Below are 26,951 nucleotides of genomic sequence, written 5' to 3' on the forward strand. Positions count from 1 at the left end.
CCGCAAAAGCAGCAACAGGCGATCCTCGCGGTATCGCTCGATCAGGCAAAGCTCGAAGCGATGCCGGTCAATGAATACGTCGATCTGTACGTGATCTAGTCAGTCAAACAGAAACGTTGCATCGAAGGTATTTCCTCGTTTAATACCCACGGAAAAAAATCATGGCCCACAATCTCCACAAAACGCTTAAGGAATTCGACAGCGGCTCCGGCAAAGGCAAGTTCTACTCGCTGCCGCAGCTCGGCAAAGAGCTGAACGTCAAGATCGAGCGCCTGCCGGTGTCGATCCGCATCGTGCTGGAATCGGTGCTGCGCAACTTCGACGGCAAGAAGATCGCCGAAGAGCACATCGAGCAACTCGCGAACTGGAAGCCGATCGCGGCCCGTACCGACGAAATCCCGTTCGTCGTCGCGCGCGTAGTGCTGCAGGACTTTACCGGCGTGCCGCTGCTCGCCGACATCGCCGCGATGCGCGGCGTCGCGAAGCGCGCGGGCAAGGACCCGAAAGCGATCGAGCCGCTCGTGCCGGTCGATCTGGTGGTCGACCACTCGGTGCAGATCGATCACTTCCGCGAACCGAACGCGCTCGACCTGAACATGAAGCTGGAATTCCAGCGCAACAACGAGCGCTACCAGTTCATGAAGTGGGGCATGCAGGCATTCGACACTTTCAAAGTCGTGCCGCCGGGCGTCGGCATCGTGCATCAGGTGAACCTCGAATATCTCGCGCGCGGCGTGCACAAGAAGTCGGATAACGGCGACACCCTGTACTACCCGGACACGCTCGTCGGAACCGACAGCCACACGACGATGATCAACGGCATCGGCGTGGTGGGCTGGGGCGTGGGCGGCATCGAAGCGGAAGCGGGCATGCTCGGCCAGCCGGTGTACTTCCTCACGCCGGACGTGGTCGGTGTCGAGTTGAAGGGCAAGGTGCGCGAAGGCGTGACGGCAACCGATCTCGTCCTGACCGTCACCGAATTGCTGCGCAAGGAAAAGGTCGTCGGCAAGTTCGTCGAGTTCTTCGGCGAAGGCACGGCGTCGCTGTCGCTGCCGGATCGCGCGACGATCGGCAACATGGCGCCGGAATACGGCGCGACGATGGGCTTCTTCCCCGTCGATGAAAAGACCATTGAATACTTCAGGGGCACGGGCCGCACCGACGCGGAAATCTCGGCCTTCGAAAACTACTTCAAGGCGCAGAACCTGTTCGGTATTCCGAAAGCAGGCGACATCGACTTCACGAAGACGCTCACGCTCGATCTGAGCACCGTGGCGCCGTCGCTCGCTGGCCCGAAGCGTCCGCAGGACCGCATCGAAATCGGCAACGTGAAGTCGAACTTCACGGAACTGTTCTCGAAGCCGGTCGGCGAAAACGGCTTCGCGAAGAAGCCCGCTGATCTCAACGCGCAGTACACGACGACCAACGGCGTCAACGTGAAGAACGGCGACATCCTGATCGCCGCGATCACGTCGTGCACGAACACGTCGAACCCGAGCGTGCTGCTCGCGGCCGGCCTGCTCGCGAAGAAGGCGGTCGAAGCGGGCCTCACGGTCGCGCCGCACATCAAGACGTCGCTTGCGCCGGGATCGCGCATCGTGACCGAGTACCTGACGAAGACGGGCCTCATGCCCTACCTCGACCAGCTCGGCTTCACGCTCGCCGCTTACGGCTGCACGACGTGTATCGGCAACGCGGGCGACCTTACGCCGGAACTGAACGACGCGATCACCAAGAACGACATCGTCGCGGCCGCCGTGCTGTCGGGCAACCGCAACTTCGAGGCGCGCATTCACCCGAACATCCGCGCGAACTTCCTGGCATCGCCGCCGCTGGTGGTCGCATACGCGATCGCGGGCAACATCACGCGCGACCTGATGACCGAGCCGGTCGGCACGAACAAGGAAGGCCGCGACATTTTCCTGGGCGACATCTGGCCAACGAGCGAGGAAGTGCATTCGCTGCTCAAGTTCGCGCTCGACGCCGACGCATTCCGCAAGAACTACTCGCAGCTCACGAAGGAAGGCGACCTGTGGAGCAAGATCGCGGGCGAAACGGGTCAGGTCTACGACTGGCCGAAGTCGACCTACATCGCGGAGCCGCCGTTCTTCGGCAGCGACTTCTCGATGCAGCCGGCCGACAGCATCCCGGCCGTGAAGGGCGCGCGTCCGCTCGGCATCTTCGGTGATTCGGTCACGACCGACCACATCAGCCCGGCGGGTTCGATCAAGGAAGATTCGCCCGCGGGCAAGTGGCTGAAGGCGAACGGCGTGCAGAAGGCCGACTTCAACAGCTACGGCTCGCGCCGCGGCAATCACGACGTGATGATGCGCGGCACGTTCGCGAACGTGCGGATCAAAAACCTGATGATTCCGCCGAAAGCGGACGGCGCGCGCGTCGAAGGCGGCCTGACGATCCATCAGCCGAGCGGCGAACAACTGTCGATCTACGATGCCGCGATGAAATACATCGACGCAGGCACGCCGACCGTCGTGTTCGCGGGCGAGGAATACGGCACGGGTTCGTCGCGCGACTGGGCGGCGAAGGGTACGCAACTGCTCGGCGTAAAGGCCGTGGTCGCGCGCAGCTTCGAGCGGATCCACCGCTCGAATCTCGTCGGCATGGGCGTGCTGCCGCTGCAGTTCAAGGGCACCGACAGCGTGCAGACGCTCGGTATCACGGGCGATGAAACCTTCGACATCGAAGGTCTCACCGACAACATCAAGCCGCAGCAGGAAGTGACGCTTGTGATCCGTAGCAAGGACGGCAGCGAGAAACGCGTGGCCGTGCTGCTGCGTATCGATACGCCGATCGAAGTCGATTACTACAAGCACGGCGGGATTCTGCCTTTCGTGCTGCGTTCGCTGCTCGCAGCGTAAATCGACTGGAAGCTTTGCAGGTGACCGCGCTCGATATGAGCGCGGGAACGTTGAACCCGGCCGCGGCCGGGTTTTTTTTATACGCCTGCGTTTAAGACGCCATCACGCGCGTAGCCGACGGGCGGCGTGCAAACCACGCGATCGCGCGCTCGACCCAGTGCTTGCGCGGCGCCGACACCGACGCCATCGAAAAACGCCCGCCCTCTTCGGCCGCGCTGACCCAGATCGTCGAGTAAGGCTGCAGTTCGAGCGATTCGCCCGCGCGCAGCCAGATGTCGCCGCCTTCGCCTTCGACGGTGACCCAAATCTGGCCGTGCATCACCTTCAGGGTTTGAGCACGGTCGATGAACCAGCCAGTGGGAACATCGCGCCGATCGAGTTCGTAATACCGGAATTCACGCATTTTGCCGCTCCTGAGTGCGCGTCGCGAAACGTAACGCATGCGGTTCGAAACCTTTTTGGTGTTGACAGCAGCCGCAGATTTGTCTCGCTGATATTTCATGTTGCTGGGAAGAGCAACAAAACCGGCGGCGGGCTGTCGATACAGTTACGAACCAGTGATCCCATTATCGAAGACTTTACGGCCAGCTTGAATGCACACTTGTGAACACTTCAGCCGAACTGTTCCGTCGCAATGGGTGAACACTTGGGTCTGCGGCAAGCTAGACGGTTGATAGAGAACAGCGGGGCGGTAACTCGGCAGCAATGCATCCAGACGAGTCCGCCCGCGCGTGATAGCCTCTCTTGTTTGTGACAATCCTATTTCCCCAATATCGTTATGGCATATCAAAGTCCGCAGCTCACCGAGTTGCTCGAAAAACACAACGCCCTGGAAAAACAGTTGGCTGAAGCGCGAGCAAAGGAAGTGCGTCTCGCAATGATCGAAATCGTGCAAAAGATGCGCGAGTACGGAATCACGCTGCATGAACTGGTCGGCCGGAAGGCAACACCGAATCCGGTTCAGGCCGAAGCCGCTCCGAAGTATCGCGATCCCGTCACCGGCGCGACCTGGAGCGGACGCGGACGAGCGCCGCATTGGATCGTCGGGAAGAATCGGGACGACTTCATCGTGTCGGCGCGTACTGATTCGCGCGCAGCGGCGCTTTCGCAAGCGTCGCTCTTTTCCGAAGACGCCTGACCGAGCGGCCAGCAGCATTTGAACCGTTGAAATATGGACAAGTGCCGATATTGCGAAAGAGTCCGTGACGAATGGGACTGTCACGGCGAGGATTGTCGAAGCGCGATAGCCAAAGCGCTCCGACGGCACCGCGCGGGCCTGCCGATGGTGCCCAAGACAATCCGCAACGAAGTCCCTGCCGGCGCAACGACGGGCGAGATCATCGCCGTTCTTTCGCGCCAGCGTCTGCGCGCTCGTCGTGAGAATGAAGATCGCCGCAAACGCAAACAGATGGAAGACGAGGACGTGAGCTAGCCCGCTAGCGAACGAGCAGCACCGGCACGTTACACCGTGCCAGCACACCGGTCGCCACCGATCCAAGCAGTACGTTCGCAATCCACGAGTGGCCGTGTGAACCCATCACAATGAGGTCTTGCTGTTCCGCCTTGGCGAATATGGCAATGGCTTCCCCGGCATGACCCACCGCGTATTTCGTCGCAATGGGAAGCGAATGGCGTTTCGCCGACTCGCGCAACGGCGAAAGTATTTTCTCGGCCTCATCACGGTAATACTCATCGACGACGGCATGACTCAAATAACGCGCAGCATGCGCGGGAATCGGAGCGACCGCGGTAAATGCCGTGTAGGTATGCCCCGGTCCGAATAGTGCGCCGTGGCTCGCAATGTAATCGAGTGTGCGCTGCGTGAATTCGCTACCGTCCACGGGCAAGAGGATGTTCACGGTGACCTCGCATTGAAGCGGCAGAAAGGATCGTCACAGTATCTGGCAGGGAACCGACGCGTTCAAGCGTGCATTTCGTGGTGATCGCGATACCGACGGCGCGCTCGAAACCGAGTAGCGAATATTCCACCACCAGGCCGCGGCTCTACATGACTGCGTTCAGCCTGCCCTGTCGGCCGCTATCAAAATAATTAATAAAACGCCTTTACATTACGTTTAACTTTCATCTATAACTGCGTGTACGTGTTGCGGACTGCCTGTCACGCATCATGCCTCGGCCCGCCAGGCTTGCCTGCGGGCCTTTTTTTGTCTGGAACTTCCGTAGTTACCCGCGCTGGTGAAAACCCTCCCGTACCTTTCACTTGACTTACTTGATATATCACATATTGTGTATCCAATCGCTGGTCGCTGTTTGATCGGTGACGACGGAGACGTCGGTCGACGTCCCATTACAAAGGCAGCAACGCCAAGGAGACGGTGATGGAAAGGAATCCCCACGCAGGTGCGTCGCGACCAGGTTAGTTGGGCAACGCTCGCTGCGCTGGCCCTGCTTGATTGAGCAAAGGGCCAGCGTACGGCTTTCAATTTTGTGAGCGGATGTCGATTGACGACATCACAACCCATGATCTAGGAAAACTAAACATGCTCGACGCCATATCGAATCTGAGGTGCATGTCCGCACCCACGCCTGTATCAAATCATATGATTCAAGGAGCGCCCAATGAATAACGCATCGACGGCGGCGCTTCGCCCCAACCATCCCGCCTCCGACAAAACCCGCTGGATCCAGCTTGCGGTCGGCGTCATCTGCATGATCGCGACTGCGAATATCCAGTACGCGTGGACTTTGTTCGTTCCCGAGATACAGGAAACCTACGGCTGGCCGCGCGCCAAGATCCAGATTGCCTTTACGATATTCGTGCTCGTTCAGACCTGGCTCGCGCCGATCGAAGGCTACTTCATCGACAAATTCGGCCCTCGCCTGATGGTCGCTTTCGGCGCCCTTTTCATCGGGGCGGCGTGGTGCATCAACTCGCAAGCGACCAGCCTGACGGGCTTCTATGTCGGCGCGGCGGTTGGCGGGATTGGCGTGGGGTCGATCTACGCGACTTGCATCAACAACGCGCTCAAGTGGTTTCCGGATCGGCGCGGCCTCGCTGTCGGCCTGACCGCCGGCGGCTACGGCGCCGGCTCGGCTGCGACGATCCTGCCGATCGCGGCGATGATCGAGTCGACGGGCTTTCAGGGGACGTTCCTGTTCTTCGGCATCCTGCAAGGGTCGCTCGCTTTTATCGCTGCATGGTTCCTGCGCTCGCCGAAGTCCAGCCAGGTCAAGGCATCGCAGAAGCTTGTTCAGGCGAGGCGCGACTACACGCTAAAGGAAGCGCTGAACACCAAGTTGTTCTGGCTGATGTTCGTGATGTTTATCCTGGTCGTCACCGGCGGCATGATGGCCGTGGCGCAACTCGGTGTGATCGCGAAGGATCTGGGCGTGAAGGAATTCCAGGTCGATTTGCATTTCTTCGTGATGGCTGCCCTCCCGCTCGCGCTGATGCTCGATCGCATCATGAATGGCATCTCGCGTCCACTGTTCGGCTGGATTTCGGACAACATCGGTCGTGAGAAGACGATGGTCATCGCCTTTACGCTCGAAGGGATCGGCATCATTGCTCTTGGATATTTCGGCAGCAATCCGTATGCGTTCCTGATCCTGTCGGGTGTCGTCTTTCTGGCGTGGGGCGAGGTGTATTCGCTGTTTTCGGCGCTCGCCGGCGACGCTTTCGGGACCAAGCACATCGGCAAGATTTATGGGGTGCTTTATACGGCCAAGGGGATCGGCGCGCTGTTCGTCCCGATCGGCAACCTGATGATGGAGGCGACCGGAACGTGGTCGACGGTTCTGTACACCGTCGCCGCGATGGATTTGACCGCGGCTTTTCTCGCGATCCTGATTCTGCGGCCAGTGCTCGCTACTCACGTCGCGACGTCCCGAAGTCTGTTCGCGAAGGAGACGGCTACCAATAACGCTGCTGCCGGCGCGTGACAATTGCAGCGACTAAGCGGGCTTCTTCGGTAGCTCGCCTCAGTCGCACCAGGGCTCCGTACCGTTAAGCGCTTAACGACAAAAGGTAACTTTTCCCGCGAACAAAAATAAGACGTTAAGCTAATTCGTTGACAATTCTGGAGGAGACACGTGATCGTTTTCTACCATCATGGAGCAGCCATTCAGCCTTCCGTGATTCGCGTCGGCAACACATTCATCGCGCGCGCATCGATCCTGGAAGAAGACGGCGAAGCTACTTCGCTCGGAAATCTGGGGCAATTCGCCAACCGGGACGGCGCGTTCCAGTTCGCCGTCCGATGCGCGACAGCCTTCATCGACGGCGAGTCGATGCCCGCACCACCGTTCACCGCCACGACCCAATGAGGCTGCGGTCTCGTCCGACGAGTCGATAGTTCGAGCGAGACGCGAGCGGCACGGCGTAGCGACGTGCCGCTCGCGACTTGCGCCCAACCTTCTGCACTGAGTCCTGTCCGCGTCGCTCACGCCGCTCTTCTTCATGGCGGCGCACGCCATCGTGTCAATCTCGCCGCCTGGTTCGTGCCGTGCGGCGCGGGCTTCGCTCGCCGCCGGCACCTACGCGTGCGCGATCGCCGAAATGTTCCCCGTCGATGTCAGATTCAGCGGCCTCGCGACCGCCATGACCCCGTCGCCACCGCCAATGCGAACTGGAGTCCCACGTTGCGCTCGTAACGTGTGCAGCGCTTGCGTTCGCGGCGTCCTTCGGCATGCCCTCGCGGCACCTGTCAGACCAATCACAGCGGAGCAGCCAGCCGCGCGCCTCGCAAAGAGCGCGGCTGAAGAATTCCTTAACTCCCTCTGCTCGCTCAAACCGATTGACGCCAATATTGCGATAAGGTCGAATATCGGGATGCACAGTACAGAACAGTTGGCCCAAACTGTTCACTAGTTTCGGGCGAACACCTGCGGGGAGAGGCCTTATGAGACTTGAAATCGACTCAAAAACCGGCGTGCCGTTGACCGACCAGCTCGTCGATCAGATCGAATCGCTGATTCGCGGACGCCGCGTCCTGGCGGGCGCGAAGCTGCCCTCGATCCGCCAGCTCGCCGCCGACCAGAAGATCAGCCGCTTTCCGGTGATCGAAGCCTACGACCGTCTGGCATCGCGCGGATTGATCCAGCCGAAACATGGTTCGGGGTTCTATGTCGCGGGCCATATCGATGAAGCCGAGCGCGGCAACGGCCGCTGCAATCCGCGTCTCGCCGAAGAGGAATCGAACCAGATCCTGCAGCAGTTCAACTACCCCGGCGAGACGCTCAAGCTTTCGAGCGGGTTCATCCCCGAGTCGTGGCGCGACGTCGACGGGCTCACGCAAGCGATACGTCACGCGTCGCGCATGGACGTGAGCAGCGTGATTGACTACGCGATGCCCTACGGCGACGCGAGCCTGCGCCACCAGGTTCAGATGCGGCTACATCTGCTCGGCATCGACGCCGATCTGAAAAACCTGATGATCACGTGCGGCGCGAGTCAGGCACTCGATCTCGTCGTGCGTTTCTTGCTGAAGCCGGGCGATACGGTGTTCGTCGAAGACCCGGGTTATTACAACCTCTTCGGCTTGCTGAAGCTGCAAGGCGTGAAGCTCGTCGGCGTGCCGCGTCTCGCGACCGGCCCCGACGTCGATGCCGCCGAGGAACTGCTCAAGATTCATCAGCCGAAACTGTTCTTCATCAACACCGTTTTCCAGAATCCGACCGCGACGAACGTCGCGCCGCAAGTCGCGTTCAAGCTGCTGCAACTCGCGCAGCAATACGGATTTTCGCTCGTCGAGGACGACATTTACGCCGACTTCCAGGCCGTGCCGACGCAACGCCTGGCTTCGCTCGATCAACTCGATCGCGTGATCTACGTGGGCGGGTTGTCGAAGACGCTGTCGTCGTCGCTCAGGATTGGGTACATCGCGGCGAATGCGGAACTTGTCAAGAATCTCGTCGACGTGAAGGTGCTGACGAGCCTCGGCGGCACGCGTTTCAGCGAGGCCGTCGCGGCGAATCTGCTGGAGCGCGGCACGTATCGGAAGTATCTCGAGCGGCTGCGCCGGCGCGTGCGCGATGCGCTTTCCGGAGCGGTTCAGCAACTCGAAGCGTGCGGCTGGGACGTCTTCGATGAACCGAGCGGTGGCAACTTCGTGTGGGCCAAAGTGCCGGGCATCGACGATTCGACGGTGCTCGTCGAGGAAGCGCTGAAGTTCGGCGTGACGCTCGCGCCGGGCAACTACTATCGGCCGAGCGGCGAGGCTTGCGCGTATGTGCGGATCAACTCGGCGCATACGGACGACGCGCGCGCAGTGCGGTTCTTCGAGGCGATGGGGGAACGCGCCTCGAAAAACTAGTTGCATAGCAAACTTGTATCTCCTACACTCCCCTCATGTTCGATCAATGCCTCTACTTCAACACCACCGCGCTGGCTCGCGTTCTTGAACGCGAGTGGACGAAGGCGTTCAAGCCATTCGGGCTGACGCCGTCGCAGGCTTTCATGCTGCGGGCGATTCTCGACAAGCCGGGTTTGCTGCAAAGCGAACTTGCGGCCGGGCTCGCCATCTCGCGTCCTACCGCTACGCGCTCGCTCGACGGGTTGCAGAAAATGGCGCTGATCGAGCGCTGGTCCACGGATCGTGATGGCCGCGAGTCCGCCGTTCACGCTACGGCGCTAGGCGAATCGATGAAGACGGATCTCAACGCGGCAAGCGCGGAAGTGACCAAGCGCTTGAAGAAAAAGCTGGGCGCCGCGCACTTCGACGATTCGGTATCGAAGATGAAAGGCATTCGCGCGCTGCTCGACTGATTTTTTTTGACCTTATAGTTGCATTGCTAACTACACATCGATGGAGAAACGTCATGCCGATTCTCAACGTGAAAGTCAGTGCCAAAAAATCGCCCGAACTGACGCGGAAGATCTCCGAGTTGCTGCTCGATCTCACCACACGCATCCTTGGAAAGAAGCGTGAAGTGACGGCCATTGCGATCGATTTCGTCGATCGCGACAGTTGGGTCGTAGGTGGGGAATTGCTGAGCGAGCAGAACAGGAACAGCTTCTACTTCGACATCAAGATCACTGACGAAACGAACACGAAGGACGAGAAGGCGCGCTATATCAGGGAAGCCTTCGCGGGCTTCGAGCGCATTCTCGGCAACCTGCATGAAGAAAGCTATATCTACGTGCAGGACGTGAAAGCGGCGTCGTATGGGTACGGCGGATACACGCAGGAATATCGCTACCATCATTAAATGCGACAACGCCCGCCGTTCGGCGGGCGTCTTTCGCGCACGAGAATTACATCGGCGGCACGACGCCATCCTTCTCCACGACGATCCGTTGCGCCGCGAACTGCGTACCGTTCACCGGGCTCGCTACGATGAATACCTTCTTGCCCGCGGTCAGATCGGTGCGAGCGGCCGGAGCGAATGTCACGACCGGTACGTTCTCGGGCACCGTCACCGAATTGTTGCCGCCCTTGTACGACAGCTTGAGGTCGCGACCGCTAGTGGCTTGCACAACGCTGTCCACGTTTGCGTTCGTCATCGAGCTGTTCGGGCCCAAGTCCCACGCGTAGTGACCTTCGCCCGTGCCGCGCGCGGCTTCGGGGAACACGAGCACTTCGGTGGCGGTCAGCTTGCCATCGGTGCCGGTCGTCGCAGCAGTGCCGACGAACGAGCCGGGCTTGATGTCCTCCAGCTTGATGTTCTTCACGGCCGTGACCGGAACGCTCGACTTCACATCGATCGTCACGGTGTCGCCGCTGCGTCGATGGACCGTCAGCGTGTCGCCGGTAAGCGAGACGATTTCGCCGCGAATGCGCGTGGGCTTTGCTGCGGGCGTCTGCGCGAACGCAGCCGAAGCGATGACGAACGTGGCGACAGCAGCGCCGAGTTTCAATTGCAGTTTCATGAAGTCTCCTTGGAGGGAACAGCAAAAAGCGAGCGGCAGACTCAGGACCCGCCGAACCAGTTGTAACCCTGGTTCTCCCAGTAGCCGCCGGGATAATCGTTCGTCACGGTGATCGAGACGATGTGCTTCGGATTCTTGTAGCCGAGCTTGGTCGGCATGCGCAGCTTCATCGGGAAGCCATATTTCGGCGGCAGAACCTGGCCGTCGTAAGTGAGCGTGAGCAGCGTCTGCGCGTGCAGCGCGGTGGGCATGTCGATGCTCGTCGAATAGTTATCCGCGCAATGGAACGCGACGTACTTGGCCGTCGTGTCGGCGCCGGAGCGCTTGAGGAAATCGGCAAAGCGCACGCCGCCCCACTTGCCGATCGCGCTCCATCCTTCGATACAGATATGCCGCGTCACCTGGCTTTCCTGCGGCAGCGCGCGCAGTTCTTCGAGCGTCCAGACGCGCTTGCCTTTGGCTAAACCACCGACCTGCAAGCGATACGTCGAAGCATCGACCTCGGGCACTTCATCGATGTCATAGAACGCGTTGAATGGAAACGGTCGCGTGATCATCGATTCGGGATAGGTTGGCGCGAGCTTGTTTGGATCGAAGAGCAACGCCTGAGCGTCGTCATTGAACGAGGACATCTTGCGCAGCATCGCGTTGACCGATTTATCGTTGGTGAGGTCGCAGCCTGAGAGCATCGCGAGACCGCCGAGCGTGAGAATGCGCTTGCCGAAGAGACGCCGCGCTGGCGCCTTCAATTCCTTCTGCGCATCCCTGACGATCGACTCCGCGTCCAGCCCCAACGCGCCCGTGAAAATTTTTCGAATCGACATGAATCAGCGTCCCCGGATCATCAAGAGCAGCGAGCGCGGCACGAGCGCGACCATCGCGACGTGCAGCACGAAGAACGCTACCAGAAAACTCATCGCGAAGAAGTGCACGACGCGCGCCGAATCGTAGCCGCCCATCAGCGCGCGAAGCAACGGAAACTGCACCGACTTCCACACGGCAAGCCCCGACACGATGACGATCACGATATCCACGATCACCGCGATATACGCGAACTTCTGCACCGCGTTGTAGTGCGTGAGATCGTCGTGCTTGAGCTTGCCGCGGAACGCCGCGAATGCATCGGCGATCACGCTCTTCACGCTCACCGGCCACAGCTTGCGGCGAAAGCGCCCGGTCGCCACGTTCAGCACGAGATACACGGCAAAGTTGACGACCAGCAGCCACATCGCCGCGAAGTGCCACAAGAGCGCGCCGCCGAGCCATCCGCCGAGCGTGATGCTTGCGGGAAACGTGATCGACTTGAAGATCGGCGAGGCGTCGTAGATTTGCCAGCCGCTCGTCACCATCGTGACGACCGCAAACGCGTTGATCCAGTGCGTGATGCGAACCCAGCCCGGCTGAGCGGTTTGCTGTAGCTGCTGTGTCATTGGGCCTCGGCGGGAGTGGTGAATCATGAGGTGAAATCGTAGCGGCGCGGCTCTGATGCACGCATGACGGCTCGATGACTTTTTTGTCATTTTCGCGAGTCACGTCCCCATGCTCGCTAGAATGTGCTCACTCCATTCATCGCAACGCGCGCATGACCATTCTCGTTATCGAAGACGACCGCAAGACGGGCGACTATCTGAAGAAGGGGCTCACCGAGTCCGGCTATCAGGTCGATCTCGTTCGTAACGGCACCGACGGGCTGCATCAGGCGCTCGCGCATCCGTACGAGCTGATCGTGCTCGACGTGATGCTGCCCGGTATCGACGGCTGGCAGATCATGTCGGCGTTGCGCGCGAAACGTGACCTGCCTGTCATTTTTCTGACTGCGCGCGATCACGTCACCGATCGCATCCACGGCCTCGAACTGGGCGCCGACGACTATCTCGTGAAGCCCTTTTCCTTCACCGAACTCGTGCTGCGCATCCGCACGCTGCTGCGTCGCGGCGTGGTGCGTGAAGCCGATGTGTTCCAGATCGCCGACCTGCACATTGATGTCTTGCGCCGCAAGGTCACGCGTCAGGGCATCGACATCGCGCTGACCAACAAGGAGTTCGCGCTGCTGCATCTCTTTTGCAGACGGCAAGGCGAAGCACTCTCGCGCACGCTGATCGCATCGGAAGTGTGGGACATGAATTTCGACAGCGATACCAACGTGGTCGATGTCGCGATCAAGCGGTTGCGCGCAAAGATCGACCAGCCGTTCGACATCAAGTTGATTCACACGGTGCGCAGCATCGGCTATTCGTTCGGAGAGAATCCTTGAACGCGAAGTGGCCGACGCATTCGCTCGCCGTTCGCATCACCTGCCTTTTTGCGCTGATCGTGTGCGTGGTGGTCGGCATGGTCGGCGCGTCGCTATATCAGGCGACGAATTCCGCCCTCTCCACGCGTGCGGACTATCAGTTGATCGGGCGCGTCGAGCACTTTCGCTCGTTGCTGCACGACATGTACACGATCACGCAGATCGAATCGCGTCCGCGTCTGTTCGAAACGATGCTCGGCGACAGGCAGGACGTCATCATTTTTCGCCGCGCGGGCGTCGCGCCGTTCATCAACGTCAATCCTGAGCAGAGGCCATTGCCGTCGCTCACACCCGTGCCGGTGACGCAGCCGGTCACACTCGACGCGCTTTACGAAGGCAAGAGCGCCGACGGCGTGCGCATGCGCTGGGTCGCGGCGCAGGCGCAGATCGGCGAGAGCGGCGAGACGGTCGAGATCATCGCCGCCCACACGATGACACAGGAAGCGCGCGTGCTCTCCGCGTACCTCGTGCGCGTGTGGATCAACGTGATCGGTGCCGTGGTCGTGACCGTGCTGCTCGCGTACTGGGTATCGAGCCGCGGCCTGCTGCCGCTCACGAAGATGGCCGCGAAGGCCGCCGAGATCACGCCGAACCGGATGTCGGCGCGGCTCGATGTCGCGAACGCACCGGCAGAATTGCAAAGTCTCGCGGAGTCGTTCAACGCGATGCTCGATCGCCTCGCGACGGGATACGAACGCTTGCTGCAATTCTCGGCGGACCTCGCGCACGAGGTGCGCACGCCGATCGGCGTTTTGATCGGCCAGACGCAGGTCACGCTCGCGCATACGCGAAGCACCGGCGAATATCGCAGCGTGCTCGAATCGAATCTCGAAGAGCTGGAACGCCTCGGAAGGATCGCGCAGAATATTCTGTTTCTCGCGCAGGCCGATCATGAAGAGCAGCAGATCGAACGCACGCGTTTGTCGATCCGCGAAGAGCTCGAAACAATCAGCACTTACTTCGAAGGCATCGCCGACGAGCGGCAGATCACGTTCGATGTTCAAGCCGAAGGTGAAATGGTTGCACATGCAATCATGTGCCGGCGCGCGATTGGTAACGTCGTCGTGAATGCGGTGCGGTATGCGACGCCGGGCACCGTCGTGCGCCTGTCGGGCTGCGCGGACGAAGATGGCGCGAGCATCGTGATCGGCAATCAGGGGAAAGCGATTGCGGAAGAAGAACTAATGCGTCTCTTCGACCGCTTCTATCGCGGCGATGCGGCCCGCAGCGAGTTCACGGAATCGAGCGGGCTTGGACTCGCGATCGTGCAGGCGATCATGCGCCTGCACGGCGGCCAGGCATCGGCCGCGTGCACGCGTGACGGGTGGATCGAATTCACGCTGCGCTTCGCGAACGCTGCCTCATCGGCTCAAACACGCGCGGCGCAAGGCGCGTCGACATCGAGTTCCTGACGCGCCGCGAGCAGCCCGTGGATCTGCGCGACGACCGCCGCGCCTTCTCCAACCGCCGCCGCCACGCGTTTCGTCGATGCCGAGCGCACGTCGCCAATCGCAAACACGCCCGGCACGCTCGTTTCCAGTGCCGGCGCGCCCGGTTCCTGTCCTTCATGCGCTTCCGGCCCAGTCAACACGAAGCCCTTGCGATCGACGCTCACGTTGCAGCCCGAGAGCCACGACGTATTCGGATCGGCGCCGGTAAAAAGGAACAGATGCCGCACAGGAAACGACAATGGCCCGTCCGCCGTCTTGCAGTTCACCGCAGTCAGCCCGCGATCGTCGCCCTCGAGCGAGCTGATCTGCGTATGCGTGTGCAGCGTGACGTTCGGCAGCGAAGCGATCCGGTCGACGAGATAGCGCGACATGCTCGCCGCCAGTCCCGCGCCGCGAATGAGCAGATGCACGTGCACGCAATGCGATGCGAGATACACCGCGGCCTGCCCCGCCGAATTGCCGCCGCCGACGAGCACCACTTCCGAATCCTTGCAGAGCTTCGCCTCGACGGGCGACGCCCAGTAATACGTCCCGCGTCCTTCGAAGCGCTCCAGTCCTTCGATTGCCGGCCGCCGGTAAGCCGCGCCGCTCGCGATCACGACCGTGCGCGTCGAGACGAGCGTGCCGTTCGCAAGTTCGACCTGAATCGGCGAACGGTCGCAGTGCAGCGACTTGATCTCGCTCGGGATTGCGATATGCGCGCCGAATTTTTGCGCCTGCACGAACGCGCGGCCCGCGAGCGCCTGTCCGGAGATGCCGGTCGGAAAGCCGAGGTAGTTCTCGATGCGCGAGCTCGCGCCCGCTTGTCCGCCCGGCGCGCGGCAATCGAACACGGCCACCGACAACCCTTCGGAGGCCGCGTACACCGCCGTTGCGAGCCCGGCTGGCCCCGCGCCGACGACCGCGACATCGTAGATATGCGCGCTGTCGAATTCCGGTAGCCAGCCGAGTTGCGTCGCGACCTGGTTCTCGTCGGGTGCGCGCAGCACGGTGCCGTCCGGACAGATCACGAGCGGAAAATCGGCCTTCGACGCCGAGATGCGTTCGAGCAAAGCGATCGCGTCCGGATCGGCGCAGGCGTCGATCACCGTGTGCGGATAGCCGTTACGGCGCAGGAACCCTTGCAGCGCGATCAGCTTGCCGTCGGTGGACTTGCCGAGCAGCACCGGCCCGCTGCCCTTTTCGATCAGCCCGACGCGCCGCAGGATCAGCGCACGCATGATGCGCTCGCCGAGTTCCGCCTCGGCGATGATCAGCGCCCGCAATCGCTCCGGCGGAATCACGATGCCTTCCACGTCTTCGAGCGCGTAGCCATCGACGAGGCAGGGCTTGCCCGACAACTGCGCGATTTCCGCGAGGAACTGCCCTGGCGGCTGGTCGATGATCAGATGCACGTGCCCGAGCGCGTCACGCCGGTTGATCCGCACGAGGCCCTTCAGCACGACCACCATTCCCTTCCCGACATCGCCCATCGTGAACATCGCCTCGCCGGCCTTCCAGCGCTCGATCGTGCCGAAGCGGCGCATGCGCTCGACTTCGCTCTCGGTGAGCAGCGGAAACATCTGGTGCGCGCGCGTCTGCAGCGGCGAGAACGGCGCCTCTTCGCCCCCGCTCACGGAGGGCGCACCGACCGCCGTCGGCATGATGTTCGGATCTTCGTGCGGCGTGTCGCGCGGGCCCCAGGCCATCCCTGCCGGGAAAAAGTCGTTCGACGGCTCGCCGCTCATACCTGTACTCATGCGCGATCTCCATGTGGAAAACCAGCTTCTTGCAGGGATCTCGAACCCGCCGCCGACTTCACCGGCCACGGGCACATTGCAGCCATTTCGCCGACTTCGTCGGTCATCACCGGGTCGTCGCCCAGTTCGGTGAGCGGCGCGACCTCGAAGCCCGCGAGCCGCCATGCGTCGAGCCCGCCTGTCAGCGGCACGACGTCCTTGAAGCCTGCGTTGCGCAGCGTCTTCGCCATCCACGCCGCAGACACTTCGTTCGGGCACGAGCAATAAATGATGATCTTCTGCGCCGGGTCGTATTCCGACATGATCCGTTGCAGTTCGCGTTCGTCCGCGAACACCGCGCCAGGGATCACGAACGGATCGAGCACGCGCTTCTCGCGCGAGCGGATGTCGAAAATCGTCGGCAGCGGCTTGTTTTCCATCATCGCGTAGAGCTCGTCGACGGTGACGCGCGCCTTTTCGAGCGTCTCCATCAGCGCGCGGCGACGCCACCAGCGATACGCGATATACGCCGCGAGCAGCACGGCGACGACCATGCCCGCCTGCCGTCCGAGCCGCGAGAGCATCGCGAAAAGCATCTCCAGCTCCGCCGCGAACGCGACGCCGAGCCCGAGCCCGACCGCCGCCCACAGCGCGACGCCCGCGCCGTCGTGCACGATGAAGCTGCGCAGGCGCACGCCCATTGCGCCCGCGAGCGGCACCGACACGAGCGAGAGCCCCGGGATGAACTTCGCGACGAGCAGCACGCGCACACCCCAGCGGCCGAAAAAGCGCTCGGTTTTCTTGACGCACGTATCGCGCGATAGCGAGAGCTTGCAGATCGTCTTGAGCGTGCGGTCGCCGTAACGCCGACCGCCCTGGAACCAGACGAGGTCGCCGAGCACGCCGCCCGCCACCGCGAGCGCCAGCATGCCGAGGATCGGCCAGAGCGTGCCCGCGCCGCGCAGCGCCATCACCTCGACCGAAGCGCCGACGACGATCAGCGTCGGCATGGCAGGCACGGGCAGCCCGAGGGCCGCGCCCATTACATTGACGAAGACGATCGCCGGGCCGAACCGATCGACGAGGTCATGGAGCAACATGGAATTCTCCCGCGCACAAGGTGGCGTCCGAAGAGGGCGACGAAGATATTTTTGCGATGCGCGCGAAAGCGCGGATGGGCTGCACGCGCCGATGCGTGCTGGGCTTGAGCCAGCTTCGTCACATTAAAGAGATGAGTGTAGCGCGGATTGCAGCAATGGTCGCGGGACCACGGCGCGAGGCAGGCGCCGCAAGGGCTGCGGCGCCGTATGGAGTGAAGGCTTAACGAATGGTCAGGCTTTCTGATCGGCGATGTAGGCGCGGATCACGTCGGCGAACGTCTTGTCGCCTTGCAGTCCAAGTTGCTCCGCGCGTTCGGGATTCCACGCGCCCGGCCAGCTTCCGACGATCTTCTCGATGCGCTCGTCACGCTGACGGTCGATGCGCGCGACGGTCTCCTCGCCCGCCACTTCGCCGAGCGCTTCGATCATCTCGTTCACGCTCACCGACAGCCCCGGCAGGTTGACCACCGGCCGGTTGCCGAGCTTCTCGCGATCGATTTCGAGGCCCGCGATCAGCGCCTCGATCGCGCTTTTCGGCGACAGCAGCCAGAGGCGCGTCTCACCGTCGACGGGACAGATCGCGCGTTCGCCGTTCAGCGGCTCGCGGATGATCCCGCTCGCAAACGACGACGCCGCCGCGTTCGGCTTGCCCGGCCGCACGCTGATGGTCGGCAGGCGCAGCACGCGGCCGTCTACGAAACCGCGTCGCGAGTAGTCGGAGAGCAGCAGTTCGGCGATCGCCTTCTGCGTCCCGTACGACGATTGCGGATTGAGCGCGGTGTCGTCCTGCACCACGTCGGGCAGCGCGCCGCCGTAGACCGCGACCGAGCTCGTGAACAGCACGCGCGGCGCGTGGCCGAGCGTGCGGCACACTTCGAGCAGCAGGCGCGACGCGTCCAGGTTGATGCGCATGCCGAGGTCGAAATCGGCTTCCGCCTGGCCGCTCACGATCGCGGCGAGGTGGAAGATCGCTTCGGTTTTCGTATCGATCGCGCGTTCGAGCACGCTGCGATCGGCGATGTCGCCGGTTTCGACGCGCACGCGCTTGTCGCCGAAATCGTTGCCCGCGACCACGTCGAGCAGCACCATTTCGGTGATCGGCTGGCCGTTCAGCTCGCCGCGATCGAGGAGACGGCGCGCGAGGCGCTGTCCGAGGAATCCGGCGCCGCCGGTAATGAGGATTTTCATGGTGTCGTTCAGGCAGTTTACAGGTAGGGCTTGAGCCAGCCGAGGCCGTCGGAGGTCGCCGCGCGCGGACGGTATTCGCAGCCGATCCAGCCGGTGTAGCCGAGCGAATCGATCAGGTCGAAGAGATACGGGTAGTTCAGTTCGCCGATGTCCGGCTCATGGCGCTCCGGCACGCCCGCGATCTGAATGTGGCCGATGCCCGCGTTCGGGCGCTTCATGTCGCGCTTGAGTTTCACCGCGAGATCGCCTTCGACGATCTGGCAGTGATAGCAGTCGAACTGGACTTGCAGGTTCGTCGCGCCGACTTCGTCGCAGATCGCCTGCGCGTCATCCTGGCGATTCAGGAAGAAACCGGGAATGTCGCGCGTATTGATCGGCTCGATGACGATCGTCACACCCGCCGGTTTCGCCGCGCTCGCCGCGATTTCCAGATTCTTCAGATACACCTCGCGATGCTTCTCGCGCGGCTGATCCGGCGCGATCAGGCCCGCCATCACATGCAGGCGGTCGTTACCGAGCGCGGCGGTGTATTCAAGTGCTTTGTCGAGCGCGCTGCGGAATTCGTCCTCGCGACCCGGCAGCGACGCGATGCCGCGTTCGCCTGCGGCCCAGTCGCCCGGTGGCGCGTTGAAGAGCGCTTGCGTGAGGCCGTTTTCCTGCAGGCGCGACTTGATGTCGGCGGCGGCGAATTCGTACGGGAACAGGAATTCCACGGCCTTGAAGCCGTCTTTCGCCGCGGCGGCGAAGCGGTCGAGGAACGCGTGCTCGTTGTACATCATCGTGAGATTGGCGGCAAAGCGGGGCATTGCGTTGTCTCCTGTCGACCAGAGTTAGCGCTGTCGGCCAGAGCTAGCGCTTACTCTGGCCCATGCACCTAACTCTGGTCCCATGCAGCGAAGTTGTTGTTCGACCTGGAGTTCGCGTTTCTAGGACGCTACTCTGGTCCCGTTAAAAACTCAGTTACTGCGGCTTCAGCGATTCACCAGCTTCGCAGGCGTCAGATACACCGCGATCGCACCGATCACGAGCATCGTGGCCAGCACATACATACCGGTCGCCGTGCTGTGCGTCAGGTCTTTCAGATAACCGATCATATACGGGCTCGCGAACCCGGCGAGATTGCCGATCGAATTGATGATCGCGATGCCGGCAGCCGCTGCCGCGCCCGACATGAACGCCGTCGGCAGCGACCAGAAGAGCGGCGCGCAGGTCAGCACGCCAGCCGCCGCAAGCGACAGCGCGATGATCGACACCACCGTATTGCCCGCGAACGACGCCGCGATCGAAAATCCAACTGCCGCCGCCAGCGCCGGCACGATCAGGTGCCAGCGGCGTTCGCGATGCTTGTCCGCGCTGTGGCCGAGAATATTCATCACGACGATCGCGACGAGAAACGGAATCGCGCTCAAGAGGCCGATGTTGAACGCACCGGTGACACCCGTCGACTTAATGAAGGTCGGCATCCAGAACGTCAGGCCGTACTGGCCGGTCACGAACGCGAAGTAGATCAGCGACATCCACCACATGCGCTTGTCGGCGAAAACGGCGCGCAGCGAATGCTTCGTGCCGTCGCCCGCGTGTTGCGGCTGCGCGGCGATTTCCTCTTCCAGCAGGCGCTTCTCGCGCTCGGAGAGCCACTTCGCGCTGCGGATGTTGTTATCGAGATAAAGGATCGTCGCGATGCCGACCAGCACGGCGGGAATCGCTTCGATCAGGAACATCCACTGCCAGCCGGCGAAGCCCTTGTGGCCCGCGAAACTCTGCATGATCCAGCCCGAGAGCGGATTGCCGAAGATGCCCGACACCGGAATCGCCGACATGAACACGGCGACGATCTTCGCGCGCCGGTGCGACGGGAACCAGTACGTGAGATACAGGATCACGCCCGGATAGAACCCCGCTTCGGCGAGCCCGAGCAGAAAGCGCAGGACGTAGAACTGCGTCGGCGTCTTGACGAACACGAACAACGCCGAGAGCAGACCCCATGTGATCATGATCCGCGCGATCCAGATGCGCGCACCGATCTTGTGCATCAGCAAGTTGCTCGGCAATTCGAACAGAAAGTAGCCGAGGAAGAAGATGCCGGCGCCGAGGCCAAACACGGTTTCGCTGAAGGCGAGGTCCTGCGACATCTGCAGCTTCGCAAAGCCGACGTTCACGCGGTCCAGGTAGGCGACCACATAGCACAGCATCAAGAACGGCACGATGCGCCAGAACACCTTGGCGTAAGTGCGTTTGGTTTCGTCCGCGGACGGCGCGGCAAAAGGTACCCGGGTGCCGCCCGGCACCGCTTGTTCAAGGCTCATTACGTGTCTCCAGGAAGGGATTTCGTGCAGTTCGTGTTACCAGCGCGCGTTAAAAGTAGCGCGCAGATCCTCGATGGCCGCTTCTTCGAGCGGCTCGGGGCGGGGCGTGGTCAGAAGCCACAGCCGCGCGGTTTCTTCCAGCTCTTCAAGCGCATAAGACGCTTGTGAGACCGATCGCTCCCAGACGACCGGACCGAGCCGTTCCAGCAAGACTGCGCGCACCTTGGAGGCGAGCGCCGCCACTTCTTCCGCGACCGCCGGATCGCCCGGCCGCCGATAGCGAATCAGCGGCACGTGGCCGACTTTCATCACGTAGTACGGCGTGATCGGTGGCAATACGTCGGTGTCGCGCCAGACGCCCGCGAGCGTCAGCGCGACGAGATGCGTCGAATGCGTATGGACGACGCCGCGCGCCTCCGCGTTGTTCTCATAGATCCGCCGATGCAGCGCCAGCGTCTTCGACGGCCGGCCGCCGGAAACGTGATTGCCCGCCGTATCGACTCTCGCGATTTCCGCCGGATCGAGACGGCCGAGGCAGACGTCGGTCGGCGTGATGAGCCAGCCGTCGTCGAGGCGCGCGCTGATGTTGCCCGCGCTGCCGACTGTGTAGCCGCGCTGATACAGGCTCGCGCCCGTCACGCAGATTTCCTCGCGGATGCGGTTTTCGTCGTGCGCCATGCTCATGTCAGGCAGCTCCGTCGAGGGTTTTCAACGCCTTCGCGAAGAAATCCGTCGTCCCGAAATTGCCTGACTTCAGCGCGAGTGCAAGCGGTTCGTCACCGATGGATTGCGTCGCCGGCACGCCCGGATCGATCTGCGGCCCAATGCGCAGCGTTGCGACATCGAGCGCCTGCACGACCGCGCCCGACGTCTCGCCGCCCGCCACCACGAACTTGCGCACGCCGAGATCGCGCAGGCCGCGCGCAATCGACGCCAGCGCCTGCTCGACCAGATGCCCCGCCTTCTCGACGCCCAGTTCCTTTTGCACCGCCTTCACTTCGTCCGGCGTGGAGGTCGCGTAGATCAGCACGGGCTCGTTGGCGTGCTGCTGCGCGAACGCGATCGCCTGCTCGGCGACCGGCTCGCCGCGCGAAAGCGCCATCGGCTCGACGCGAAAGCTCGGCTTCGACGCGCGCCACTCGGCGACCTGCGCATTCGTCGCCTTCGAGGCGCTGCCCGCCAGCACGACCGCTTTCCCTTCGATCTTCGGCAAGTCGGCGGCGTGGGCGGCGTCGGCAAGCTGGCCGAAGTTCTTCGGCAGGCCAAGCGCGATGCCCGAGCCGCCGGTGATGAGCTTCAAGTCCGCGCAGGCATCGCCGAGGACGTAGAGATCGGCGTCGGAGACGGCGTCCGCGATCGCAAGGCGCACGCCTTCCTTCCTGAGTTCCGCGATGCGCGCGCGCACCGCATCCGCGCCCTTCATGATCGTGTCGTAGCGGATCAGCCCGACTTTCGATTTCGTCTGACGCTGCAAGACGCGCACGAGGTTCGGATCGGTCATCGGCGTGAGCGGATGGTTTTCCATGCCCGACTCGTTCAGCAGCACGTCGCCGACGAACAGATTGCCGCGAAAGATCGTGCGGCCGTTCTCGGGAAACGCCGGGCACGCGATCGTGAAATCGTCCCCAAGCGCGTCGAGCAACGCATCGGCGACGGGGCCGATGTTGCCTTCGTCGGTGGAATCGAAGGTCGAGCAGTATTTGAAGAGGAACTGCTGGCAGCCCTGTGCCCGCAGCCATTCGAGCGCTTCGAGCGATTGCGCGACCGCTTCCGCCGCCGGAAGCGTGCGCGATTTCAGCGCGACAACGAGCGCGTCCGCCTCGATCGCGGTGCCGGCCGCGGGCACGCCTATCGTTTGCACCGTGCGCATGCCGCCGCGCACGAGCATGTTGGCGAGATCAGTGGCGCCGGTGAAATCGTCGGCGATACAGCCTAGCAGCGCCTTCGTCATTTTTTGTCTCCCTTCGGAACGTCGATGCCCGGGAAAATCTTGATGACGGCGGAATCATCCTCGCCGCCGTGGCCGGCGGTCGACGCCATCATGAACATCTGGTGCGCCGCCGCCGACAAGGGCAGCGGGAATTTCGACGTGCGCGCCGTATCGAGCACGAGGCCGAGGTCCTTCACGAAGATATCGACCGCCGACAGCGGCGTGTAGTCGCCCGCGAGGATGTGCGGCACGCGGTTCTCGAACATCCACGAATTGCCCGCGCTGTGCGTGATGACGTCGTAGAGCGCATCGGGATCGACGCCTTCGCGCAGGCCGAGCGCCATCGCCTCGGCGGCGGCGGCGATGTGCACGCCCGCGAGCAACTGGTTGATGATCTTGACCTTCGATCCCGCGCCGTGCGCGTCGCCCAGGCGGTAGACCTTGCCCGCGATCGCTTCGAGCACGTCCTCGCAGGCGGCGTAGGCGGCGGCGGGGCCGGAGGTCATCATCGTCATTTCGCCCGATGCCGCGCGCGCCGCGCCGCCGGAAAGCGGCGCGTCGAGCAGTTGCAAACCGGCCGCCTCGATGCGCTTGCCGAGATCGATTGCGAACGCCGGCGATACCGTCGCGCAGGCGAGCACGACGCCGCCCGGCTTCATCGCCGGTACCGCGCCGGACTTGCCGTCGGCGCCGAAGAGCACGGTTTCGGTCTGCGCCGCGTTGACGACGACAGTAACGACCACGTCGCACTTGCCGCCCAACTCGGCGGGCGTCGCGCAGGCGATGCCGCCTTCGGCCGCGAACGCTTCGAGCGCTTGCGCGCGGACGTCGCACGCATGGACCGCGAAGCCGGCGCGCAGCAACGAGCGCGCGACGCCGAGGCCCATTGCGCCCAGGCCGATGACTCCCACATTTCTGGACATGTCTTTTCTCTTCTGATTGAAGCGTTAGCGGATGCCGGCTTCCGCGAGGCGGCGGGCGGCATTGTAGAGATGCGTTTGGGCGGCATTGCGCGCGGCCATCGGATCGCCCGCGCGGATCGCGGCGGCGATCGCCGCGTGTTCCTCGCGGACCTGTCGCGAAAAGTCCTCGCGCAGCGCCTCGTTCCTGCGCGTGACGATCGTGCCGGCTTCGAGGTACTGATTCAGGAAGGTGAGCGTTTTCAGGAAGTACGGATTGCCCGTCGCATTCGCGATCGCGCGATGGAACGCCACGTCTTCGGCGACGCCGTCCTCGCCATCAGCGACGGCGGCTTCGATTCTCGCGAGCGCGGCGTCGATGTCGGCCATGTGCGCGTCGGTGCGGCGCATCGCGGCTTCCGATGCCACTTCCGCCTCGATCGCGCGCCGCAACGCGAGGATGTGCACGACCGAGCCCGGCTCGACGGCCTGCGCGTAATCGATGCGCAGCGGCCGGATGCCCGCGCGCTCGACGACGAACACGCCGCTGCCCTGACGCGGCTCGACCATGCCTTCGTTCTTCAGGCGCGAGATCGCTTCGCGGATCACGGTGCGGCTCACGCCGAATTCCTGTGCGAGCACGGCTTCGGTCGGCAGCTTGCCGCTTTTCGCGAAGCTGCCTTTTTCGATCTGCTTCTGAAGTTGCTGCGCGACGGTGTCGCTCAACGCCCGCGCCGGGATTTTCTCGAACATGAACCGTGTCGTCGTTTGTTAGGTGATCGGGTCATCATACAAATTTTGGTCGTGGACAACGTATTGGAGATAACCCTTAAAGGTAGACTCAGCGCGCCAGCGGCTCGTCGATCAAGGCGAGCGCGTCACGGATGTCGGAAGCATCGCCCGGCCGCACGAGCCGCGCGACTTCCCTGCCGTCGAGCATGAAGACGAGCGTCGGCCAGAGCTTCACGCGAAACGATCGTCCGAGCGGCCGGCCGCTGCCGTCCTCGATTTTGAGATGACGAACACCGGAATGCCCCTGGAACGCCTGCGCGATCAGCGGCTGCGCGGCGCGGCAAAAGCCGCACCAGTCGGTGCCGAATTCGACGACGGTCGCGCCCGCAAGGTCGTCGATGTCCGCGCGCGGCGGCTGGGAGGTCGCGTAAGAGGTGGTCATTGCCATGATTTATTCCTTCGTTCTGGTCCTTGAGGCATGCGCCAGCAGGAAACCTGCCCGCCTTGGCCCTACTGCCCGAACCCCGTCAGTCCGATTAGACTTCCCGCCGCCAGCAGCCACAGCGGATGCAGCTTCGTCCGGTACGACAGCACTGCGACGCCCGCCGTGATCGCCCCGAGCAGCCACGTCCTGTCCGATGCCTCCGCGATCAGCGCTGCGCTCGCCGCGACGAGGCCGGCCGTCATCGGCACGAGTCCCGACTGGATGAAGCGCCGCCACGGATGATCCTTGAAGCGCTCCCACGCGTGCATCGCGGCGATCGTCACGAGCGACGATGGCCCGAACTTCGCAATCGATGTCACGATAACCCCCGGCCATCCCGCCACGTGCCAGCCGATGAGCGTGACGACCATCATGTTCGGCCCGGGCGCCGCCTGAGCGAGCGCGAAGAGCGCGGAAAAATCCGCCTTCGACATCCACTGATGCACTTCGACGACTTGCCGCTGCATCTCCGGCAGGATCGTGTTGCCGCCGCCGAACGCGAGCAGCGAAAGCTGGCTGAAGATCGCGGCGAGCGAAACGAGGACGTGATTCATCGGCGCACCTTCCACGCGAGCAGCACGGAAATCGGCGTGAGAACGAGCATCGTCGGCAGCAGCGGGAAGCGCAGCAGCGCGATCGCGACGAACGCGAGCACGGCGATCAGCGCCATCTCCGGCTTCTTGCGCAGCGGCCACGCGATCTTCACCGCCATCGCGACGAGCAGCCCAGCCGCCGCCGCCGCAAGCCCCGCGAACAGATGCGCGACGCGCGGGTCCTGGTGCGTGCGCTGATACAGCACGCCGAGCGCGATCACGATCAGCGACGGCCCGACGATCAGCCCGAGCAGCCCCGCGAGCGCGCCGGGCACGCCGCGAAAGCGCATGCCGATCGCAACCGACAAATTGATCACGTTGCCGCCCGGCAGGAACTGGCAGAGGCCGAGGAGTTCGGTGAACTCGTCGGCATCGAGCCACTTGCGGCGCTCGACGATCTCCCGGCGCGCGAGCGGCAGCGCGCCGCCGAAGGCCGTGAGGCCGAGCATCAGGAAGCCGGTGAAAATCCCGGCGACGGTGGGAACGGGCGCGTGCGGGCGCGGAAGGGCGGCGTCAGGCTGCATGGCTTGGGCGGTGCTGGGTCGGAAAAGCCGCCAGCGTAACGCGGAATCCTTGCGCTTTCCAAATGGCGTCGGGGTTGCTAGTCCGCCTTCTGCCCCGTGCGAGCGCGCCGCGCCTCGTAAGCCTTCAGATGCGTGTAAGCAGCCGCCAGCACCGACGCCCCTTCGCGCGAAGTCTTACGCCGCGCCAAAAGATCGCCGACGATGTGATCCGCTTCGATCGCCGCGTTGTTTTCGAGGTCGCGCAACATCGATGCCGTCAGGAGCGACCCCTTTTCCGTGAAAGTCGTGCGGGCGCCCGCCGCGCTCCGTTCGCCCGGCGCGTGCCCGTGATCCGCCGCGACCGCGCTGCATTCGTCGAAGAGGCCGAGCAGCAACGCCTCGCCGCCCGGCGCCGCTAGAATGTCGCCGATCGGCGCGCGCATCAGGCACGTGCCCGAGGCGAGCGTCGCGAGGAACACCCACTTTTCCCACATCGATTGCAGGATGTCGCCGCTCAACTGGAACTCGAAACCGGCGCCGTCGAACTGCGCGGCGATCGCTTCGATGCGCGGCGTGCGTTCGCCCGAACGCTCGCCGATCGTCATCGAGTGCAGCTTGTTCAGGTGGACGATCTCGCCCTCCGCGTCGAGCGTCGCGGCGATCACGCACTGACCGCCGAGCACCTTGTCCGCGCCGAAATGCGCGTCGAGCACGTCCAGATGGCGCATGCCGTTCAGGAGCGGCACGACCACCGTGTCCGGCCCGACCGCGTTTTTCACCGATTCGATCGCGCCTTCGAGGTCATACGCCTTGCAGCTAAGAAGAATGATGTCGAACGGCTCGGCGATGTCCTTCGACAGAATCGTCGGAGGGCATTCGAGCACCAGGTCGCCGAGCGCGCTTCTCAGTTTCAATCCGCACTGCGCGAGCCGCTCGGCGCGCCGCTCGCGCACGAGGAAGGTCACGTCCCTGCCTGCGTCGAGCAGCCGCCCGCCGAAATACCCGCCGATCGCCCCCGCGCCCACCACCAGAATCCGCATGTCC

Annotated in this window: 28 protein-coding genes; 10 read left to right on the forward strand and 18 right to left on the reverse strand. The window is 62.9% G+C overall.

What is annotated here, in order from left to right:
* Window positions 1–161: 161 nt before the first annotated feature.
* Window positions 162–2,879: an aconitate hydratase AcnA gene (acnA, locus tag AWB67_RS23985; protein WP_087658716.1), complete on the forward strand. Its 2,718-nt coding sequence runs from the start codon at window positions 162–164 to the stop codon at window positions 2,877–2,879.
* A gap of 91 nt (window positions 2,880–2,970) precedes the next feature.
* On the opposite strand, the gene AWB67_RS23990 is transcribed toward acnA, so the two are convergent.
* Window positions 2,971–3,282, reverse strand: coding sequence for a DUF2917 domain-containing protein (locus AWB67_RS23990; RefSeq protein WP_087658717.1), 312 nt, complete (start codon window positions 3,280–3,282; stop codon window positions 2,971–2,973).
* A 375-nt stretch (window positions 3,283–3,657) separates the two neighbouring features.
* Here AWB67_RS23990 and AWB67_RS23995 point away from each other — a divergent pair, with 375 nt between their 5' ends.
* Together AWB67_RS23995 and AWB67_RS24000 are read left to right on the forward strand one after the other, a co-directional pair.
* Window positions 3,658–4,017 carry an H-NS histone family protein gene (locus AWB67_RS23995; protein ID WP_087658718.1) on the forward strand — a complete coding sequence of 120 codons (360 nt, stop codon included), beginning with the start codon at window positions 3,658–3,660 and terminating at the stop codon, window positions 4,015–4,017.
* Between the two features lie 33 nt (window positions 4,018–4,050).
* Window positions 4,051–4,311, forward strand: coding sequence for a hypothetical protein (locus tag AWB67_RS24000; RefSeq protein WP_087658719.1), 261 nt, complete (start codon window positions 4,051–4,053; stop codon window positions 4,309–4,311).
* A 4-nt stretch (window positions 4,312–4,315) separates the two neighbouring features.
* Here AWB67_RS24000 and AWB67_RS24005 read toward each other — a convergent pair whose 3' ends face one another.
* Window positions 4,316–4,738, reverse strand: coding sequence for a universal stress protein (locus AWB67_RS24005; RefSeq protein WP_087658720.1), 423 nt, complete (start codon window positions 4,736–4,738; stop codon window positions 4,316–4,318).
* A 721-nt stretch (window positions 4,739–5,459) separates the two neighbouring features.
* On the opposite strand from AWB67_RS24005, the gene oxlT reads away from it, so the two are divergent.
* The 5 genes from oxlT (at window position 5,460) to AWB67_RS24030 (ending at window position 10,049) form a co-directional block, all read left to right on the forward strand.
* On the forward strand, window positions 5,460–6,782 hold the full coding sequence (gene oxlT, locus AWB67_RS24010; protein ID WP_087658721.1) for an oxalate/formate MFS antiporter: 1,323 nt from the start codon (window positions 5,460–5,462) through the stop codon (window positions 6,780–6,782).
* Between the two features lie 153 nt (window positions 6,783–6,935).
* Complete coding sequence (locus AWB67_RS24015; protein ID WP_087658760.1) at window positions 6,936–7,166, forward strand: hypothetical protein; 231 nt, start codon at window positions 6,936–6,938, stop codon at window positions 7,164–7,166.
* 575 nt (window positions 7,167–7,741) lie between these two features.
* Window positions 7,742–9,154, forward strand: a complete 1,413-nt coding sequence (locus AWB67_RS24020) for an aminotransferase-like domain-containing protein (RefSeq protein ID WP_087658722.1) — start codon at window positions 7,742–7,744, stop codon at window positions 9,152–9,154.
* A gap of 35 nt (window positions 9,155–9,189) precedes the next feature.
* A complete protein-coding gene (locus AWB67_RS24025) occupies window positions 9,190–9,606 on the forward strand; it encodes a MarR family winged helix-turn-helix transcriptional regulator (RefSeq protein WP_087658723.1) in 417 nt (138 codons plus the stop codon).
* A gap of 53 nt (window positions 9,607–9,659) precedes the next feature.
* Window positions 9,660–10,049: a tautomerase family protein gene (locus tag AWB67_RS24030; RefSeq protein WP_087658724.1), complete on the forward strand. Its 390-nt coding sequence runs from the start codon at window positions 9,660–9,662 to the stop codon at window positions 10,047–10,049.
* A 46-nt stretch (window positions 10,050–10,095) separates the two neighbouring features.
* Here AWB67_RS24030 and AWB67_RS24035 read toward each other — a convergent pair whose 3' ends face one another.
* Genes AWB67_RS24035 through AWB67_RS24045 form a run of 3 tightly spaced genes read right to left on the reverse strand, consistent with a single transcriptional unit; the run spans window position 10,096 to window position 12,140 of the window.
* Complete coding sequence (locus tag AWB67_RS24035; RefSeq protein ID WP_087658725.1) at window positions 10,096–10,710, reverse strand: hypothetical protein; 615 nt, start codon at window positions 10,708–10,710, stop codon at window positions 10,096–10,098.
* Between the two features lie 41 nt (window positions 10,711–10,751).
* Window positions 10,752–11,534, reverse strand: coding sequence for a molybdopterin-dependent oxidoreductase (locus AWB67_RS24040; RefSeq protein ID WP_087658726.1), 783 nt, complete (start codon window positions 11,532–11,534; stop codon window positions 10,752–10,754).
* Between the two features lie 3 nt (window positions 11,535–11,537).
* Window positions 11,538–12,140, reverse strand: a complete 603-nt coding sequence (locus AWB67_RS24045) for a cytochrome b/b6 domain-containing protein (protein ID WP_235025283.1) — start codon at window positions 12,138–12,140, stop codon at window positions 11,538–11,540.
* A gap of 152 nt (window positions 12,141–12,292) precedes the next feature.
* Between AWB67_RS24045 and AWB67_RS24050 the strand changes: the two genes are divergently transcribed.
* The gene (locus AWB67_RS24050) at window positions 12,293–12,964 is read left to right on the forward strand and encodes a heavy metal response regulator transcription factor (protein ID WP_087658728.1); all 672 of its coding nucleotides are present in this window, start codon (window positions 12,293–12,295) and stop codon (window positions 12,962–12,964) included.
* Window positions 12,961–14,415: a heavy metal sensor histidine kinase gene (locus AWB67_RS24055; RefSeq protein ID WP_087658729.1), complete on the forward strand. Its 1,455-nt coding sequence runs from the start codon at window positions 12,961–12,963 to the stop codon at window positions 14,413–14,415. Before AWB67_RS24050 ends, AWB67_RS24055 begins: the two co-directional genes overlap by 4 nt.
* Here the strand turns inward: AWB67_RS24055 and AWB67_RS24060 are convergent.
* The 13 genes from AWB67_RS24060 to panE form a co-directional block, all read right to left on the reverse strand.
* The gene (locus tag AWB67_RS24060) at window positions 14,373–16,097 is read right to left on the reverse strand and encodes an FAD-dependent oxidoreductase (protein WP_235025285.1); all 1,725 of its coding nucleotides are present in this window, start codon (window positions 16,095–16,097) and stop codon (window positions 14,373–14,375) included. The genes AWB67_RS24055 and AWB67_RS24060 overlap by 43 nt on opposite strands.
* A 92-nt stretch (window positions 16,098–16,189) precedes the next feature.
* Entirely contained in the window at window positions 16,190–17,269 is a 1,080-nt protein-coding gene (locus tag AWB67_RS24065) for a DedA family protein/thiosulfate sulfurtransferase GlpE (RefSeq protein WP_087658761.1), read from the reverse strand.
* Between the two features lie 234 nt (window positions 17,270–17,503).
* Window positions 17,504–18,460, reverse strand: coding sequence for a D-erythronate dehydrogenase (gene denD / locus AWB67_RS24070; RefSeq protein WP_087658731.1), 957 nt, complete (start codon window positions 18,458–18,460; stop codon window positions 17,504–17,506).
* Window positions 18,461–18,477: 17 nt separating this feature from the next.
* Window positions 18,478–19,266 (reverse strand): 2-oxo-tetronate isomerase, encoded by a 789-nt coding sequence (otnI, locus tag AWB67_RS24075; RefSeq protein WP_087658732.1) that lies wholly within the window; start codon window positions 19,264–19,266, stop codon window positions 18,478–18,480.
* A gap of 165 nt (window positions 19,267–19,431) precedes the next feature.
* A complete protein-coding gene (locus AWB67_RS24080) occupies window positions 19,432–20,766 on the reverse strand; it encodes an MFS transporter (RefSeq protein WP_087658733.1) in 1,335 nt (444 codons plus the stop codon).
* A gap of 36 nt (window positions 20,767–20,802) precedes the next feature.
* A complete protein-coding gene (otnC, locus tag AWB67_RS24085; RefSeq protein ID WP_087658762.1) occupies window positions 20,803–21,444 on the reverse strand; it encodes a 3-oxo-tetronate 4-phosphate decarboxylase in 642 nt (213 codons plus the stop codon).
* Between the two features lie 7 nt (window positions 21,445–21,451).
* Window positions 21,452–22,717 carry a 3-oxo-tetronate kinase gene (gene otnK, locus AWB67_RS24090; protein ID WP_087658734.1) on the reverse strand — a complete coding sequence of 422 codons (1,266 nt, stop codon included), beginning with the start codon at window positions 22,715–22,717 and terminating at the stop codon, window positions 21,452–21,454.
* On the reverse strand, window positions 22,714–23,619 hold the full coding sequence (ltnD, locus tag AWB67_RS24095; RefSeq protein WP_087658735.1) for an L-threonate dehydrogenase: 906 nt from the start codon (window positions 23,617–23,619) through the stop codon (window positions 22,714–22,716). The genes otnK and ltnD overlap by 4 nt, the downstream gene beginning before the upstream one ends.
* A gap of 24 nt (window positions 23,620–23,643) precedes the next feature.
* A complete protein-coding gene (locus tag AWB67_RS24100) occupies window positions 23,644–24,348 on the reverse strand; it encodes a FadR/GntR family transcriptional regulator (RefSeq protein WP_087658736.1) in 705 nt (234 codons plus the stop codon).
* An 88-nt stretch (window positions 24,349–24,436) separates the two neighbouring features.
* Window positions 24,437–24,775: a thioredoxin family protein gene (locus AWB67_RS24105; RefSeq protein WP_087658737.1), complete on the reverse strand. Its 339-nt coding sequence runs from the start codon at window positions 24,773–24,775 to the stop codon at window positions 24,437–24,439.
* A gap of 62 nt (window positions 24,776–24,837) precedes the next feature.
* Window positions 24,838–25,365: a chromate transporter gene (locus AWB67_RS24110; RefSeq protein WP_087658738.1), complete on the reverse strand. Its 528-nt coding sequence runs from the start codon at window positions 25,363–25,365 to the stop codon at window positions 24,838–24,840.
* On the reverse strand, window positions 25,362–25,928 hold the full coding sequence (locus tag AWB67_RS24115) for a chromate transporter (protein WP_087658739.1): 567 nt from the start codon (window positions 25,926–25,928) through the stop codon (window positions 25,362–25,364). Before AWB67_RS24115 ends, AWB67_RS24110 begins: the two co-directional genes overlap by 4 nt.
* Window positions 25,929–26,005: 77 nt before the next feature.
* Entirely contained in the window at window positions 26,006–26,947 is a 942-nt protein-coding gene (panE, locus tag AWB67_RS24120) for a 2-dehydropantoate 2-reductase (RefSeq protein ID WP_087658740.1), read from the reverse strand.
* Between the last annotated feature and the right edge of the window lie 4 nt (window positions 26,948–26,951).

It is taken from the genome of Caballeronia terrestris (assembly GCF_001544515.1).
GTDB lineage: Bacteria > Pseudomonadota > Gammaproteobacteria > Burkholderiales > Burkholderiaceae > Caballeronia > Caballeronia terrestris.

Excerpts from the sequence above, each read along its gene's own strand:
- acnA (WP_087658716.1), top strand. The coding sequence starts at position 162 with ATGGCCCACAATCTCCACAAAACGCTTAAGGAATTCGACAGCGGCTCC.
- AWB67_RS23990 (WP_087658717.1), bottom strand. The coding sequence starts at position 3,282 with ATGCGTGAATTCCGGTATTACGAACTCGATCGGCGCGATGTTCCCACT.
- AWB67_RS23995 (WP_087658718.1), top strand. The coding sequence starts at position 3,658 with ATGGCATATCAAAGTCCGCAGCTCACCGAGTTGCTCGAAAAACACAAC.
- AWB67_RS24000 (WP_087658719.1), top strand. The coding sequence starts at position 4,051 with ATGGACAAGTGCCGATATTGCGAAAGAGTCCGTGACGAATGGGACTGT.
- oxlT (WP_087658721.1), top strand. The coding sequence starts at position 5,460 with ATGAATAACGCATCGACGGCGGCGCTTCGCCCCAACCATCCCGCCTCC.
- AWB67_RS24020 (WP_087658722.1), top strand. The coding sequence starts at position 7,742 with ATGAGACTTGAAATCGACTCAAAAACCGGCGTGCCGTTGACCGACCAG.
- AWB67_RS24025 (WP_087658723.1), top strand. The coding sequence starts at position 9,190 with ATGTTCGATCAATGCCTCTACTTCAACACCACCGCGCTGGCTCGCGTT.
- AWB67_RS24030 (WP_087658724.1), top strand. The coding sequence starts at position 9,660 with ATGCCGATTCTCAACGTGAAAGTCAGTGCCAAAAAATCGCCCGAACTG.
- AWB67_RS24035 (WP_087658725.1), bottom strand. The coding sequence starts at position 10,710 with ATGAAACTGCAATTGAAACTCGGCGCTGCTGTCGCCACGTTCGTCATC.
- AWB67_RS24040 (WP_087658726.1), bottom strand. The coding sequence starts at position 11,534 with ATGTCGATTCGAAAAATTTTCACGGGCGCGTTGGGGCTGGACGCGGAG.
- AWB67_RS24045 (WP_235025283.1), bottom strand. The coding sequence starts at position 12,140 with ATGACACAGCAGCTACAGCAAACCGCTCAGCCGGGCTGGGTTCGCATC.
- AWB67_RS24050 (WP_087658728.1), top strand. The coding sequence starts at position 12,293 with ATGACCATTCTCGTTATCGAAGACGACCGCAAGACGGGCGACTATCTG.
- AWB67_RS24060 (WP_235025285.1), bottom strand. The coding sequence starts at position 16,097 with ATGCCGACGGCGGTCGGTGCGCCCTCCGTGAGCGGGGGCGAAGAGGCG.
- denD (WP_087658731.1), bottom strand. The coding sequence starts at position 18,460 with ATGAAAATCCTCATTACCGGCGGCGCCGGATTCCTCGGACAGCGCCTC.
- otnI (WP_087658732.1), bottom strand. The coding sequence starts at position 19,266 with ATGCCCCGCTTTGCCGCCAATCTCACGATGATGTACAACGAGCACGCG.
- AWB67_RS24080 (WP_087658733.1), bottom strand. The coding sequence starts at position 20,766 with ATGAGCCTTGAACAAGCGGTGCCGGGCGGCACCCGGGTACCTTTTGCC.
- otnC (WP_087658762.1), bottom strand. The coding sequence starts at position 21,444 with ATGGCGCACGACGAAAACCGCATCCGCGAGGAAATCTGCGTGACGGGC.
- otnK (WP_087658734.1), bottom strand. The coding sequence starts at position 22,717 with ATGACGAAGGCGCTGCTAGGCTGTATCGCCGACGATTTCACCGGCGCC.
- ltnD (WP_087658735.1), bottom strand. The coding sequence starts at position 23,619 with ATGTCCAGAAATGTGGGAGTCATCGGCCTGGGCGCAATGGGCCTCGGC.
- AWB67_RS24100 (WP_087658736.1), bottom strand. The coding sequence starts at position 24,348 with ATGTTCGAGAAAATCCCGGCGCGGGCGTTGAGCGACACCGTCGCGCAG.
- AWB67_RS24105 (WP_087658737.1), bottom strand. The coding sequence starts at position 24,775 with ATGGCAATGACCACCTCTTACGCGACCTCCCAGCCGCCGCGCGCGGAC.
- AWB67_RS24110 (WP_087658738.1), bottom strand. The coding sequence starts at position 25,365 with ATGAATCACGTCCTCGTTTCGCTCGCCGCGATCTTCAGCCAGCTTTCG.
- AWB67_RS24115 (WP_087658739.1), bottom strand. The coding sequence starts at position 25,928 with ATGCAGCCTGACGCCGCCCTTCCGCGCCCGCACGCGCCCGTTCCCACC.
- panE (WP_087658740.1), bottom strand. The coding sequence starts at position 26,947 with ATGCGGATTCTGGTGGTGGGCGCGGGGGCGATCGGCGGGTATTTCGGC.